General features: G+C 58.4%; 16 protein-coding genes. 3 read left to right on the top strand and 13 right to left on the bottom strand.

Annotation, left to right across the window (positions count from 1 at the left end; all coding sequences use genetic code 11):
• From J3362_RS03935 to flhA, 6 genes are all read right to left on the bottom strand, one after another.
• Window positions 1-786 (bottom strand): protein phosphatase CheZ, encoded by a 786-nt coding sequence (locus tag J3362_RS03935; protein WP_053115437.1) that lies wholly within the window; start codon window positions 784-786, stop codon window positions 1-3.
• 20 nt (window positions 787-806) lie between these two features.
• A complete protein-coding gene (gene cheY / locus J3362_RS03930; RefSeq protein ID WP_008173086.1) occupies window positions 807-1,190 on the bottom strand; it encodes a chemotaxis response regulator CheY in 384 nt (127 codons plus the stop codon).
• A gap of 162 nt (window positions 1,191-1,352) precedes the next feature.
• Window positions 1,353-2,096 carry an RNA polymerase sigma factor FliA gene (locus J3362_RS03925; RefSeq protein ID WP_349518217.1) on the bottom strand — a complete coding sequence of 248 codons (744 nt, stop codon included), beginning with the start codon at window positions 2,094-2,096 and terminating at the stop codon, window positions 1,353-1,355.
• Between the two features lie 31 nt (window positions 2,097-2,127).
• Complete coding sequence (locus J3362_RS03920) at window positions 2,128-2,940, bottom strand: MinD/ParA family protein (RefSeq protein ID WP_088559149.1); 813 nt, start codon at window positions 2,938-2,940, stop codon at window positions 2,128-2,130.
• Window positions 2,941-3,008: 68 nt separating this feature from the next.
• On the bottom strand, window positions 3,009-4,316 hold the full coding sequence (gene flhF / locus J3362_RS03915) for a flagellar biosynthesis GTPase FlhF (RefSeq protein WP_349518216.1): 1,308 nt from the start codon (window positions 4,314-4,316) through the stop codon (window positions 3,009-3,011).
• Window positions 4,317-4,376: 60 nt separating this feature from the next.
• Window positions 4,377-6,557 (bottom strand): flagellar biosynthesis protein FlhA, encoded by a 2,181-nt coding sequence (gene flhA, locus J3362_RS03910; RefSeq protein WP_041645324.1) that lies wholly within the window; start codon window positions 6,555-6,557, stop codon window positions 4,377-4,379.
• A 218-nt stretch (window positions 6,558-6,775) separates the two neighbouring features.
• On the opposite strand from flhA, the gene upp reads away from it, so the two are divergent.
• The 3 genes from upp to J3362_RS03895 are packed head-to-tail and all read left to right on the top strand — an operon-like array spanning window position 6,776 to window position 9,508.
• A complete protein-coding gene (upp, locus tag J3362_RS03905; RefSeq protein ID WP_008173081.1) occupies window positions 6,776-7,414 on the top strand; it encodes a uracil phosphoribosyltransferase in 639 nt (212 codons plus the stop codon).
• 2 nt (window positions 7,415-7,416) lie between these two features.
• Window positions 7,417-8,673, top strand: coding sequence for a uracil-xanthine permease family protein (locus tag J3362_RS03900; RefSeq protein WP_349518215.1), 1,257 nt, complete (start codon window positions 7,417-7,419; stop codon window positions 8,671-8,673).
• Complete coding sequence (locus tag J3362_RS03895) at window positions 8,654-9,508, top strand: class I SAM-dependent methyltransferase (RefSeq protein ID WP_349518214.1); 855 nt, start codon at window positions 8,654-8,656, stop codon at window positions 9,506-9,508. The genes J3362_RS03900 and J3362_RS03895 overlap by 20 nt, the downstream gene beginning before the upstream one ends.
• 381 nt (window positions 9,509-9,889) lie before the next feature.
• Here the strand turns inward: J3362_RS03895 and flhB are convergent, their stop codons facing one another.
• Genes flhB through fliM form a run of 7 tightly spaced genes read right to left on the bottom strand, consistent with a single transcriptional unit; the run spans window position 9,890 to window position 14,814 of the window.
• Window positions 9,890-11,026 (bottom strand): flagellar biosynthesis protein FlhB, encoded by a 1,137-nt coding sequence (flhB, locus tag J3362_RS03890; protein WP_349518213.1) that lies wholly within the window; start codon window positions 11,024-11,026, stop codon window positions 9,890-9,892.
• A 6-nt stretch (window positions 11,027-11,032) separates the two neighbouring features.
• Window positions 11,033-11,818 carry a flagellar biosynthetic protein FliR gene (gene fliR, locus J3362_RS03885; RefSeq protein WP_349518212.1) on the bottom strand — a complete coding sequence of 262 codons (786 nt, stop codon included), beginning with the start codon at window positions 11,816-11,818 and terminating at the stop codon, window positions 11,033-11,035.
• A gap of 3 nt (window positions 11,819-11,821) precedes the next feature.
• Window positions 11,822-12,091, bottom strand: a complete 270-nt coding sequence (gene fliQ, locus J3362_RS03880) for a flagellar biosynthesis protein FliQ (RefSeq protein ID WP_349518211.1) — start codon at window positions 12,089-12,091, stop codon at window positions 11,822-11,824.
• A gap of 8 nt (window positions 12,092-12,099) precedes the next feature.
• Window positions 12,100-12,876, bottom strand: coding sequence for a flagellar type III secretion system pore protein FliP (gene fliP, locus J3362_RS03875; protein WP_349518210.1), 777 nt, complete (start codon window positions 12,874-12,876; stop codon window positions 12,100-12,102).
• A 4-nt stretch (window positions 12,877-12,880) separates the two neighbouring features.
• Window positions 12,881-13,330, bottom strand: coding sequence for a flagellar biosynthetic protein FliO (gene fliO / locus J3362_RS03870; protein WP_349518209.1), 450 nt, complete (start codon window positions 13,328-13,330; stop codon window positions 12,881-12,883).
• A gap of 1 nt (window position 13,331) precedes the next feature.
• Entirely contained in the window at window positions 13,332-13,823 is a 492-nt protein-coding gene (gene fliN, locus J3362_RS03865) for a flagellar motor switch protein FliN (protein ID WP_349518208.1), read from the bottom strand.
• On the bottom strand, window positions 13,816-14,814 hold the full coding sequence (gene fliM, locus J3362_RS03860) for a flagellar motor switch protein FliM (RefSeq protein WP_062782258.1): 999 nt from the start codon (window positions 14,812-14,814) through the stop codon (window positions 13,816-13,818). Before fliM ends, fliN begins: the two co-directional genes overlap by 8 nt.
• Between the last annotated feature and the right edge of the window lie 13 nt (window positions 14,815-14,827).

The following is a 14,827-nucleotide window of genomic DNA, read 5'->3' as shown; positions in this document are numbered from 1 at the left end:
TCAGAAACCGAGACTGGACAACAGGTCGTCTACGTCGTCCTGTCCCGAAACTACATCTTCACGCTCATCGGCCTTGATCTGGGGCCCGACGCCCTTCTCTGCAGACTCTTCTTTTTCTTCAATCTGGTGCACCGTGCCCGTGAGCTGGTCCACATGACTGGCCATCACCACCAGGCTGAGCATCTGCTCCTCAACCTCTTTCACAAGAGCGGTGACCTTCTGGATGACCTGCCCTGTCAGATCCTGATAGTCCTGAGCCAGCAGGATTTCCGACAGGTTGCTGTACATGGTGTCGGCATCGGTTGCCATGCTGACAAAAAAGCGATCAATCCGGCCGTACAGCTCGCGAAACTCAGCCGGCTGCATTTCCCGGCGACGGAGGCGCTGCCACTCATCACGCAACGCGGCGGCCTCGTCTCTGAGGGCATTGGCCACGGGCATGGTTTCCTCAACCAGGTCCATGGTCCGGTTGGCTGCTTCGCCGGTCATCTGCACAACGTATTCGAGACGATCAGAGGCATCTGTCATCTTTGACAGGGCTTCCTGCTGTTCGGCGTTACGGGGATCAATCTGGAAGTTCCGGATTGCTTCGTGCAGGCTCCGGGTCAGCCGCCCTACCTCACGGTACAGACTCTGATCCCTTACCTCGCTGAGTTCATTGATCAGGGTCATGGCTTTGGCATAATCACCCGCATCAACACTCTCGGCCAGTTCCGCTGCCTGCCGCTGGAGCTTTTCCGTCACCTCCGGTTCAAGGCCCCGATGGTTCTTTTTGCTATCGCTCATGAGAGCCATCCGACCTCTGGTTACTGGATTCTTTCAAAGATTTTCTCAATCTTTTCCTTGAGCACGGCAGCGGTGAATGGCTTGACCACATAACCATTCACGCCTGCTTGGGCAGCGGCAACGATCTGGTCGCGCTTGGCCTCAGCAGTCACCATCAATACCGGCAGGGTTTTGAGATTCTCGTCTGCCCGAACGGCCTTGAGAAGATCGAAGCCTGACATGCCCGGCATGTTCCAGTCGGTCACCAGAAAATCGTATTTGCCGCTTTTGAGCATTGGCAGCGCCGTGTTGCCATCGTCAGCTTCATCGGTGTTGGTGAAGCCAAGATCACGCAGCAGGTTCTTGATGATCCGTCGCATTGTGGAGAAGTCGTCCACAATGAGGATTTTCATGTTTTTGTCCAATGGGACCTCCAGTTAGTAACACCCGGAATTCGTTTGACCTTTGCGTTCAAAGTCTAGCAGGCCGCTGTTTTAACCGCTTATTGTCGGATCTTTGCTTCGGTTGTAAAGCATCGGTTACCAAAAACTACAGACTACCTCGTTGCCGACACAGACTGAACGCGGTCAGCTGTCAGATTCCTGGCGCCAATCCGAGAGCCGGCCCCGAAGGCGCAGGGCTGCCTGACTGTGAATCTGGCTTACCCGGCTCTCACTGACGCCAAGCACCGCACCAATCTCCTTGAGGTTCAGTTCTTCCTGGTAGTAAAGGCTCAACACCAGCTTTTCCCGCTCCGGCAGGTCTTCAATCGCCTCAGCGAGGCTCCTCCGGAAGGCATCGGAGGACAATCCCTCCAGGGGATTATCCTGCGTCTCTGTCTGTTCTATCGGCAGCTCTCCGGATTCATTGAGCTCGTCGAGGCTAAAAAGTCGACCGCTGTTGGAATCGGAAAGGTAGGAGTGATATTCGGCCAGCCCCATACCCAGCTCTTCGGCCACTTCCTGATCATGGGCTTCTCGGCCAAGTCGGTCTTCAACGGTCTTGATGGCCTGGGAAATTCGACGGGCGTTGCGGTGAACAGAACGTGGCACCCAGTCACCCTTGCGGATTTCGTCCACCATGGCGCCGCGAATCCGGATACCGGCGTAAGTCTCGAAAGTAGCACCTTTGGTGGAACTGTAACGCTGGGCGGCCTCGAGCAGACCGATCATGCCGGCCTGCATCAGGTCTTCAAGCTGGACGGACGCCGGCAGGCGGGCCATCAGGTGAAGGGCAATTTTCTTGACCAGCGGCGCGTGCTGCTCAATGAGCTGAGCCGGCTTCTGCGCGCTTGACTGGTTATAGATTCCGAGGTTTTTCGCCAATGTCATGTATCCGGTTTTTTGTTTGACTGGATCCGATTCAGACTTCGACGAGCCGCTCCACAAAAAATTCCAGATGCCCGCGGGGAGAGGACGGCAACGGCCAGCTATCTACCTTGTCCGCCAACGCCTTGATGGCCAGTGAAGCTTTCGCCCTGGGATAGGCGTCCAGCACCGCACGCTGACGCTGAACCGCTTTCTTCACGGCCTCATCGTAGGGGACTATTCCCACGTATTGTAGTGCCACATCGAGGAAGCGCTCGGTGACCCGGGTCAGTTTTTCAAACAGATGCCGGCCTTCCTGTTCATTCCGGACCTGGTTGGCAAGAATGCGGAACCGATTCGTGCCGTACTCGCGATTCATGAGCTTGATCAGGGCGTAACAGTCTGTAATGGACGTGGGCTCGTCACACACCACCAGCAACAACTCCTGGGACGCCCTGAGAAAACTGACCACCGATTCGGAGATACCGGCAGCGGTATCCACAATCAGAACATCAATCTGGTCCCCAAGCTCGCTAAACGCGTTAATCAGCCCGGCATGCTCCATGGGGCTGAGCTGCGTCATTCTCTGGGTACCGGAAGAGGCGGGGACAATCTTGATGCCGCCGGGACCATTCACCAGAACGTCCTTCAGGTCACAATCGCCGGCCAGAACATCCTGGAGGTTGCGATTGGCAGTGATGCCCAGCAAGACGTCGATATTGGCGAGCCCCAGATCGGCGTCGAGCAGCACCACTCTCCGGCCTTTCTGCGCCAGGGCAATTCCGAGGTTAACCGACACGTTACTCTTGCCGACACCACCCTTTCCGCCGGAAACTGCAATCACCTGTACCGGATGTGCTCTGCTCATACTGTTTTTGGTCTCTCGCCACGTTTCGCCGGCTGTTTCTCCGACGCCTGCTGTCAATCTGTCCGGTCTCAGGCGTGTTCTTTCAGGCCCTCTGCGACCGCTTGCTGTTGCTGGAGTGTTTTCAGCCGATCCACGGCCAACCGCACCAGCGGAACGGCTTCTGCGTGGTGCAGGTCTTCAGGAATCTTCTGGCCGTCTGTGTAATAGGCTACCGGCAGACCGGTTTCCATCACAAACCCGAGAGACTCGCCCAGCGTCAGGGCCTCGTCGATTTTGGTCATCACACAGCCCGCAAGATTTGCCATCTTATAGCAATGCCACACGGATTTCATGATGCGAGGCTGACTGGTTGCCGAGACCACCAGATGGGTTTTGATATTGTGATGGCTGCGAGCCAGTTCGGCCAGCTGTTCCTGATAGCCTTTGTCCGCACTGGTCAGTCCGGCGGTATCAATCAGCACCAGATGACGGTCTGACAGCTCGTCCAGAATATCGTCCAGACTGTGGCTCTCATCCACGACCCGAACCGGCACATTCAGGATCCGACCGAACACGAATAACTGCTCGTGCGCCGCCACCCGATAGCGATCCGTGGTAACCAGGGCCACGGAATCGGAACCATGCTTGAGCACGTAGCGAGCGGCGAGTTTTCCGATGGTGGTGGTTTTCCCGGACCCTGTCGGCCCCACCAACGCGTAGGCGCCGCCCTCATCCAGCCACTCCATGCGGGAGGTCCGGACCCCGGTACACAGCATTTTCAGGGACTGCTTCCAACCGTCTTCCAGACGCCCCGCCTTGTGACGACGGGAAATTGACCCCGCCAGATCACTGCCGAGGCCGAACTCCTGCAAGCGCTCGGCAAGCCTCTGCTGCACGGCGGTGGTCGCAGAAACCTCCGGCTCCGTTTGCGGCCGACGGCCCTGCATCATGTCTCTGAGCGAGCTGATCTCGGCCCGCATCTGCGCCAGCTCATCGGAATAGGCTTCCCTCGGCGCCTGTGGCAGAGGTTCAATATCACCAAAACCACCGCTCACCTCTTCCTGAATGCCAGCGAACGAACCGGCGTAGCTCGCGCCCTGGGATGCCCGCTTTTCCCGGACTTCACGGATGCGGTCCCGGGACCGGCTCAGCTCGTCCTCAAGACGCCTGTGCTGGTCGGCGTGCATCTCGGCCAAGCGGGACCCGTTGGTGGCTTCTTCTGCCTGGTTGCCCAGTCGCTGGCGCGCCATATTCTCGTCATAGTCCAGCGCCGTCACAATTTCGACACCGCCGTCGACCCGACGATTGGAAAGGATCACGGCGTCCGGCCCCATCTGTTCACTGACCTGCTTGAGCGCCTCGGCCATGGTCTGAGCAAAAAACCGTTTTACTTTCATGATGCCTCTTCCTCCACCGGCAACGCCGTGCCGGCGCTGTCCGCTCTGTCATCCGCGCCGTTACTGGCCAACGGACGCCACGATCGTAATCTGTTTGTTATCCGGAATTTCCTGGTACGAGAGCACATGGAGCCGCTCTACCCCGTAGCTGGCGAACTTCGCCAGCACCGGCCTCAGGGGCCCGGACACCAGCAGAATGGCTGGCTTGCCGAGCATCTCCTGACGCTGGACGCTCTCCTGAAGCGAGCGCTGGAGTTTTTCAACCATATTCGGCTCCAGGACCAGGCCAATATCTTCCTGTCCGCCGGATTGTTGACTCTGCTGAACAGACTTTAGCAATAACTGTTCCAGATCCGGATCCAGGGTGATCACCGGTATCTCTGATTCGTTGCCGCAGATACTCTGGACAATCATCCGGCGCAGGGACTGCCGCGCAACGGTGGTCAACAGCTTCGGATCCTGACTCTTCGGATGCACGTTCACGATGGCCTCGGCAATGGACCGCATGTCTCGGATCGGCACTTCTTCCTTCAGGAGGTTCTGCAGCACTTTCAGCAGCAGACTGATGGATACGGTGGTGGGTACCAGTTCCTCGGCCAGCTTCGGAGAAATCTTTTCAAGCTGATCCAGCCATTTCTGGACTTCCTCATGGCCCAGCAGCTCGTGGGCGTGTTTCTGCAGTACCTGGTTAAGGTGGGTCGCGACCACCGTACTGGCATCGACCACGGTATAGCCGAGCGTCTGGGCCTGGTCTTTCTTGTCTGGCTCAATCCAGCTGGCGTCCAGACCGAACGCCGGATCCTTGCCTTCAATGCCTTCTATCTTTCCGAATACCTGACCGGGGTCGATGGCCAGTTCGCGGTCCGGATGGATTTCCGCTTCGGCAATGGTCACGCCCATCAGGGTGATGCGGTAGACATTGGGCATCAGATCGAGGTTGTCTCGAATGTGGACCGAGGGCATCAGGAAGCCGAGATCCTGGGACAGCTTTTTACGAACGCCCTTGATACGACTGAGCAACTGGCCACCCTGTGACTTGTCCACCAGCGGGATCAACCGGTAACCCACTTCCAGACCGACAATATCGACAGTGGACACATCGTCCCAACCCAGCTCCTTGGTCTCTCCGGGGGCCGGTAGCTGACGCCCCTGATCGCCGCCAGCATCACCGCCTGGAGGCAGATCACGACCCGCCGGCCGTGGAGCCGCCCCGCCCGCGCCCCTAACCGGGAATGCGCCATCTTCTTCGACGGTCTGTCTCTGGTGCTTCCAGATATACCAGGCAGCGCCGGCGGCCAGTGCACCCAGACCCAGGAAGGCCACGTGGGGCATTCCGGGAATCAGGCCGAGAATGATCAGGATAGCGGCGGCAATGGACAGCGCCTTGGGCGCACTGAACATTTGCTGGAGGATCTGGCCGCCCATGTCCTGGCTGGAGGTAACCCGCGTTACCATGATTGCAGCAGACGTGGACAGCAGCAGCGAGGGAATCTGTGCCACCAGGCCGTCACCAATGGTCAGCAGCGCATATCGCTCCATGGCCAGCCCGAAATCCAGACCGTGCTGCAGCATACCAATGGCAATACCGCCAATGATGTTGATCGCAAGAATCAGCAGGCCGGCAATGGCGTCGCCCTTCACAAACTTGGACGCACCGTCCATGGAGCCGTAGAAATCCGCTTCCTGGGCGATTTCGGCACGACGATGCTTGGCCTCATCCTGATTGATCAGGCCGGCGTTCAGGTCCGCATCAATCGCCATCTGCTTGCCGGGCATAGCATCCAGCGTGAAACGGGCGCTCACCTCGGAGACCCGGCCGGCACCCTTGGTCACGACCAGGAAGTTGATGATCATCAGGATCGCAAACACCACCAGACCCACGGCGTAATTGCCGCCGATCAGAACGGCGCCGAAGGATTCGATCACTTTACCGGCGGCATCGCCGCCTTCGTGGCCGTTCAGCAGAACAATCCGGGTAGACGCCACGTTCAGGGCGAGACGCAGAAGTGTGGCTACCAGCAGGACTGTCGGGAAGGACGCAAACTCCATCGGCCGCAGGGCGTAGACACACACCAGCAGAATGACAATGGACAGGGTGATGTTGAAAGTAAAGAACACGTCCAGGAGGAACGCCGGCATGGGCAGAATCATCATGCCCAGCAAGCCCATCAGCATGATGGGTATGCCCAGGTTGCCCCGCGTCAGGGTTTTGACGTTATTGAGGACTAAAGCTCTGTCCATGCCGGATACTTCTCCGATTGGCCGTGCCTGCAGGCGTTTTGAAGGTCGAAAATCTGACACCGGAGCGTCGTTTGGAAGGGTTATCGCAAGATCCGTACCACCCCTTAGGGGATTTCCGTTAAGCAGCCATTTGCAGCCTGACTCGCCTTGCCAGATGCGGTATCCTTGCGCCATTTGATCGCGACGCCAAAACTCCAATCAGACACACAGGTGACCCCATGCCAATCCACGAGGTAAAACACCCTCTGATCCGCCACAAGCTCGGCATCATGCGCCGTGCGGACATCAGCACCAAGAATTTCCGGGAGCTGGCACAGGAAGTCGGTGCACTCCTGACCTACGAGGCCACCAAAGACTTTAATCTGCAGGAAAAGACCATCGAAGGCTGGGCAGGGCCGGTTAACGTGGAACAGATTCACGGCAAGAAAGTCACCATCGTGCCGATCCTGCGGGCCGGCCTTGGCATGCTTGACGGTGTCCTCAGCCTGATTCCGGTGGCCCGGGTCAGTGTTGTCGGCCAGATCCGCAATGAGGAAACTCTCGAGGCCAGCACCTACCTTGAAAAGCTGGTGGGCGAACTGGACCAGCGCATGGCCATGATTGTCGATCCGATGCTCGCCACCGGCGGCTCAATGATCTCCACCATTGACCTGCTCAAGAAGGCTGGCAGCACCGAGATCCGGGCCCTGGTTCTGGTTGCCGCGCCCGAAGGCGTTGAAAAGGTTCTGGAAAAACATCCGGACGTGTCTATCTACACCGCCTCCGTTGATGAGCGCCTCAACGACAAAGGCTACATCCTTCCGGGTCTCGGCGATGCCGGCGACAAAATCTTCGGCACCAAGCAAAAGGACGTTTAAGAATGCAGGACCATACCAACGACCCGGTCTGGAAACAGGCCATTGCTGGCTCCCAGATGCTGCTGGTGGCGTTCGGCGCGCTGGTTCTGATGCCACTGATTACCGGGCTGGATCCCAACGTGGCCCTGTTTACCGCCGGCCTGGGCACCCTGATCTTTCACGTGGTGACCGGCGGTCAGATCCCGATTTTCCTCGCGTCGTCCTTCGCATTTATTGCCCCCGTGATTGCCTCCAAAGGCAAGTTCGGCATGGAAGAGACACTCGGCGGCCTGATGGCAGCGGGTATTCTCTATATTTTCCTCAGTGGACTGGTGCGGCTGCGGGGCACCGGCTTTGTCCGCCGCCTGCTGCCGCCGGTGGTTATCGGCCCGGTGATCATGACTATCGGTCTCGGCCTGGCGCCGGTTGCCGTTCACATGGCCTCCGGCCGCACCGGTGATGGCGCCAACCAGCTGATTCCCTACGACACGGCGATCTGGATCGCCGTGATCTCGCTGGCCGTAACCATCATCATGTCGGTCTGGTCGAAAGGCATTTTCCGGCTGATTCCGATCATGTTCGGCGTTATCACCGGCTACATCCTATCCGCGTTTGCCGGTATCGTGGATACCACGCCAATCCGGGACGCCGCCTGGTTCGCCGTTCCCAACTTTGTTGCGCCGGAATTCAGCTGGGGCGCCGTGCTGTTCATGATCCCCGTCGCCATCGCGCCGGCCATCGAACACATCGGCGACGTACTGGCCATCGGCAACGTGACCCGAAAGAACTACCTGGAAAAGCCTGGCCTGCACCGCACCCTGCTGGGTGACGGCCTGGCCACCAGCGCCGCCTCCATGCTCGGTGGACCGCCCAACACCACCTACTCGGAAGTCACCGGCGCGGTTATGCTCACCAAGAACTTCAACCCCAAGGTCATGTGGTGGGCTGCCTGCATCGCCATCGTGCTGGCTTTCGTCGGCAAGTTCGGCGCGGCATTGCAGACGATCCCGGTGCCCGTCATGGGCGGCATCCTCTGCCTGCTGTTCGGCTCCATTGCCGTCGTTGGCCTCAACACACTGATCCGCCATCAGGTGGACCTGTCACAGTCTCGCAACCTGGTCATCGTGGGTGTCACCCTGGTGTTCGGTATTGGCGGAATGGTTCTTGGCAACCTGGAAGGCATTGCGCTGTGCGCTGTGGCCGCCATCATCCTGAACCTGGTGCTGCCCGGCAGCCGCGAGGCCTGGGGTAAAGCCGTCTATGAGCAGAAAGCCGACTGACAGCTCCGGCATCAGTTTTACTGCCCTGTATACCGGTGCCGTCTGGCACCGGTACGGGCTTTCAGACGATACCCTGGCCACAGAAAAAGGCCGCTGGCTCTACCGCCTGATGACCCCCTTCGAGGCCGCCAGCAAAGCGGCCATCGGCGGAAACATCCGCACCTTCCTGCTGCAACGACATCTGATTATCGACCACCTGATTGACCAGGCCATCCGCGAAAAGGGCATTACACAAGTGCTGGAAATCGCCTGCGGCATGTCGCCACGGGGAATTCGTTTACGCCAGAAACACCCCCTGCTCCACATGGTCGAAGCCGATCTGCCCGACATGGCGGCTCGCAAAGCACTGCGCCTGATGGCAACGGGCAGACTGGGCGATCACCACCAGGTCACCCCCATCGACATCCTCGCGGACTACGGTGAATATCAACTGGAAAAAGTGATCGACCGGGTATTCGAGAACAACCAGCCGGTGATCATCGTCACCGAGGGCCTGACCAGTTATTTTTCCCTGGAAACCATCACCATTTTCTGGCGCCGACTCGCTGCCGCCATGGCAAAGCGTCCAGGTTCGGTTTACGTGTCCGAAAGCTACTACCAGCCCAGCCAGCCTTTGCTGAACTCCACTCTCAAAGTACTCGGCGGCGTCCTCGGAGCCGCTACCCACAGTGAGGTATCCTTCCACTTCCAGACAGACGAGCAGGCGCGGGAGCATTTTCTGTCCTGCGGCTTTGCCTCGGCCACGGTCCATGATCCGCGGGCCTGGTATGGGATCCTGCCGATTCCGGAAAGCCGTGGCGAGCCGATGGTTCGGGTTATCGAGGCTGGCTGCTGATTTAGCAAGCCGACCCCTGCCCTAGCCTGCAGGTTCAGGGGGAAGAGGTTCGTGGGGCTGACTGGAATCCGCCAAGACCTCTTAGCAGGGAAAGTAGGTTGGATTAGGCGAAGCCGTAATCCAACAGACAGGCGTGATATCAAAATGGCATTGTCGGATTACGGCTTCGCCTAATCCGACCTACGGCCAACATTGGTATTTTTCAGCGATATCGAAGGGATTTGATAAGTGGTTGTGGGTGGCCTTTTCAGGACTGTCTGTGGCCATGGATGGCCACAGCCAAGCGCACATGGATGTGCTCGTAGCGTGTCCTGAAAAGGCCACCCACAACCGCGCTAACTCCCAAACCCGCAGGCTACCAAAAGGAACCCAACTCCAAACTCAGACGTCCCGCCGCAAATCCGAGGGAATCGGAAAATCAGGCATACCGGGCTTGGGCCCGCGCCCCTTGCGGAACTGCCGGAGCTGGAACACATAGGCGAGCACCTGGGCAATAGCCATATAGAGGCCATCGGGAATCTCCTCGCCGATGTCGGTGTTGTGATAGACCGCCCGGGTCAGCGGCGGTGTTCTCAGGATCTCGACTTTGTTCTCACGGGCAATTTCCATGATTTTGAAGGCTACCTCATCGGCACCCTTGGCCACCACTATCGGCGCACCCATCGCCTTCTGATCGTACTTCAACGCCACCGCATAGTGCGTCGGGTTGGTGATCACCACATCTGCGGTAGGCACATCCTGCATCATGCGGCGCTGGGCCATTTCACGCTGGAGTTGGCGGATCTTGCCTTTGACCTCGGGCTTGCCCTCGGTGTCCTTGTATTCGTCTTTCACCTCCTGCTTGGTCATCCGCAGTTTTTTCTGGTGATCGTAGATCTGGAAAGGTACGTCGATCGCCGCGATGATGATGGTGGCGCAGGAAAGCAGGAAGAAGCTCCAGGCGATGGTCCAGAGTACATGTTCCATGGCCGGCACCACCGGCTCCTCGGCAATGGCCAGCAGGTCTTCCGTGCGCAGATCGAGGATCAGGATGGCCAAGGCCATTACCAGACCGACCTTGGCAATTGCCTTGACCAGCTCGATGAGGGAGCGCATTGAGAACATGCGCCCGAGGCCCTTGATGGGGTCCATGCGATTGAGTTTCGGGGCCACGGCTTTGCCGCTGATCAGCAGGCCGCCGATGCCGATGGAACCGAAGATAGCGGCGATCAGCAGTAATACCAGAATGGGAGAGAGAGCCCAGGCCGCTTCCTTGGAGGATTCGATGAGCTGAACGCTCATGTGGCGCATGTCGAAGATGGCGGAGCGTTCGATAACGAAGCTATCGCGCATGATCGCCTCCAGCGAGGCTCCCAGGCTGGCGCCAAACATCAGCATGCCGCCAGCCCCTGCCAGGAGGACGGCCATGGTGGCCAGCTCTTTTGAGCGCGCAGTCTGGCCCTCCTCCTTGGCTTTTTCGAGCCTTCGGGGGGTGGCCTCTTCCGTTTTTTCCTGACTGTTGTCGTCTTCTTCGGCCATAAATCTCTACGGCTGCCCCTGCAATCCCCGCATGAAATCAAAAGTCTCCCGGGCGTACTGATCGAAGTGCGGCAGAAAATTGGCGTGCAGCACCCATATGGCAAACAATCCAAAAATCAGGCCAATCGGAAAACCCAACGCGAAGATGTTCATCTGGGGAGCGGCGCGCGTCATGACACCAAAGGAGATGTTGACGATCAGCACGGCAGTAACCGCCGGCAACGCCAGGAGCATGGCGGAGGCGAACATCCAGCTGATCCGATGGGCCAATTCCCAGACTGCGGTCTGGCCGAGGCCTTCCATCCCGATAGGCAGGGTCCGGAAGCTTTCGATAAAGACTTCAAAGGCGACCAGGTGGCCGTTCATGGACAGGAACAACAGAGTGATGGTGATGGTATAAATCTGGGACAGTACGGGCACGTTCACGCCGTTGGCCGGATCGACCATCGAGGCAAAGCCCAGCCCCATCTGCATGGCGATCATCTGGCCGGCAATCACGAACAACTGCCAGAGTGCGGTCAGCGCAAACCCCATGCCAACGCCAATGAGTATCTGCTGCAGGGTGATGACCACTGCATCCGCGCTCAGGGCCTCCACCTGAGGAACGGGCGGGATCATGGGCGCGATGAGTATGGTCATCAGCAAGGCCAGCCCGAGGCGGACCCGGGCAGGCACCAGCTGGGTGCCGAAAATGGGGATCACCATCAGGAAGCTGGCCAGGCGGAACAGCGGCCAGAGGTGCTGGCCGACCCATTGGCCGATCACATCCGCACTGATCTCCGCCGGTATCATCCGTCAGCCGATCAGGTAGGGTATGTTGCCGAACAGCCGATTCGCGTGATCCAACAGCTGCGTCAACATCCAGGGGCCCCAGACAATAATCACGATCAGCGTAACCAGAAGGCGTGGCAGGAAACTCAGGGTCTGTTCGTTGATCTGGGTCGCCGCCTGGAAGGTGCTCACCACCAGCCCGATAATCAGGCCCGGGCCGATAATCACGGATGCCAGAAGGACAATCATCCACAGAGCTTCGCGCAGGATATCGATAACGGTTTCCGGAGTCATGACGCCTCCTATATTCCGTAACTGGCAGCGAGGGTGCCCATGATCAGGGCCCAGCCGTCTACCAGCACAAACAGCATGATCTTGAACGGCAGCGAGATGATGATCGGTGACAGCATCATCATACCCATGGCCATGAGAACACTGGCCACCACCATGTCGATAATCAGGAACGGTATGAACAGGATAAACCCGATCTGGAACGCGGTCTTGAGTTCACTGGTGACGAATGCCGGCATCAGGATCCAGAAGGACACGTCCTGCGGCGTCTCGTACTGCGTGTCGGAGATCCTCATGAACAGGGCCAGGTCACTCTCGCGGGTCTGTTCCAGCATGAATTTACGGAACGGTTGGCTGGCCAGCTCGACCGCCTCCAGCGAGGTCACTTCCTCCTGCATGTAGGGTTGCAGCGCCACCTGGTTTGCCTCCTCCAGCACCGGCTTCATGATGAAGATACTGAGAAACAGGGCAAGGCCGAGAAGAATCTGGTTCGACGGCGTGGATTGCAGGCCAATCGCCTGGCGCAGTATGGCAAACACAACGATGATGCGGGTAAAAGACGTCATCATCATCAGCATGGCCGGCAGGAACGTCAGCGCTGTCATCAGCGCCAGGATCTGAAGGGTTACGGAGTATTCCTGAGCGCCCTCGCCTTCTCCGGGCGTTACGGTGAAAGCCGGTATACCGGGGATGCCGGAAGGCTCCTGAGCCAGCGCCAGTGGAGCCCAGAAAAAGGCCGCCAAGACAATCAGGGATGGAAGCAGTCGCTTGATGGTTGCCGCAAGCATGGGGCTAGTCGTTCCTTGTCGGGGAAGTCCAGGATTTGCCGATCATGCCCTGAAGTCGCCGGGCAAAATCACTGGAGCCGGCGCTGCCAGCCTCGACAACCGGCTCGTCAAACACATGCAGGGTCCGGATCGCCGATGGGGTAATACCCAACAGGATCTGCTGGCCGCCCACCTCAATCAAGGCGATACGCTCGCGAGCACCAATGGCCATCACCGACACCACCTTGATGGCGTTGTTGTTCATGCCGGTCATGCCATTCATACGGCGGATAATCCAGGCGCAGCCATAGATCACGGCAATCACTGCCACCAGCCCCAACCCCAGGCTGACAATGGTGCCAACGGTATCCGGGGCACGCATGGGTGAATCAGGGGCAACCGTCTTGGCAGTTTCCTGGGCAAAGGCCGGGTTGATCAGCAGCAGCGCCAGTACCGCAATGAATTTGGACCACATTTTACTTCTGCAACCGCTTGATACGTTCGCCCGGGCTGATCACATCGGTGAGACGGATGCCGAACTTTTCATTCACCATGACCACCTCACCATGGGCGATCAGGGTACCGTTTACCAGCACGTCCAGTGGCTCGCCCGCAAGCCTGTCCAGTTCGATAACCGAGCCCTGGTTCAGCTGCAGCAGGTTCCGTATCGGGATCTGGGTGTTGCCCACTTCCATGGAAATGGTAACCGGTATGTCGAGAATGACGTCGATATCCGGAGCCGGACCGCCACCCATGGAGGGTTCGCTTCCGGTCTCGAATTCCTCCATGGGCGCAGCCTGAACATCGTCCTCGGCATCACCGGTCTCGCCGGCCTCTGCCATCGCAGCGGCCCACTCGTCCTCGCGTTCGCCCTCATCACCGGACTCTTCCATGGCGGCTTCCCACTCGGCAGCCAGCTTTTCGTCTTCGCTGAGTTCCTGCTCGCCTTTCTTGTCGTCGTCAGCCATTGCGTCCCACCTTCAATTGTTTCTTTACCTTGGGCACGGATGCCCGTTCATGAATTCGCAGTGCCAGTTTTCCGTCCCGAGTCCCCAGCGTTGCCTTGTAGATGGGGATGCCATTGGCCGTAACTGTCAGGTGCTCGGGAATCTCCACCGGGATAATGTCGCCGGCTTTCATCTTCGCGATGTCCCGCAACGATATCCGACGGCGACAGACCGTTGTGTTGATTGGAACGTTGACCTCTTTGATGTCTTCCTGAAGCGCGTTCACCCAGCGCTCGTCGACATCGTCGATGTCGCTCTGTACCCCGGCGTCCAGCACATCGCGGATGGGCTCGATCATGGAATACGGCAAGGCAAAGTGCAGTTCACCGCCGCCTCCGTCGAGTTCAATGTGGAAGGTGCTGACCACAACCACTTCACTGGGACTGACGATGTTGGCCATGGCCGGATTCACTTCCGAGCTCAGGTACTCGAAATCCACCTTGAGTACCGCGTGCCAGGCTTCCTTCATATCGTGGAAAACCTGATCCAGAACCATCTGGACGATCCGGGTCTCGGTCGGGGTGAATTCGCGGCCCTCGATCTTGGCGTGACGGCCCTCACCACCAAAGAAATTATCCACCAGTTTGAAGACCAGCTTGGCATCCAGCACGAACAGGGAGGTGCCCCGAAGCGGGCGAACCTTACACAGGTTAAGACTGGTGGGGACGTAAAGGGTGTGAATATACTCGCCGAACTTCATGATCTGGACGCCGCCGGTGGAGACATCGGCGTTGCGACGCATCAGGTTGAACAGGCTGATCCGGGTGTAACGGGCAAAGCGCTCATTGATCATCTCCAGGGTCGGCATCCGGCCCCGGACAATACGGTCCTGACTGGCGAGGTCGTAGGACTTTATACCGGTGTCATCGGTCTCTTCATAGGTATCAATGTCACCGTCGTCCACCCCGTGGAGGAGCGCATCGATTTCGTCCTGTGACAACAAGTCCTGCATACTTAGTCCTGCC

The organism is Marinobacter sp. NFXS11 (assembly GCF_040148675.1).
In the GTDB taxonomy this organism is placed as follows: Bacteria; Pseudomonadota; Gammaproteobacteria; order Pseudomonadales; family Oleiphilaceae; genus Marinobacter.
Note: the sequence above shows the minus strand (reverse complement) of the source record. Positions and strands in the feature narration are given on the sequence as shown.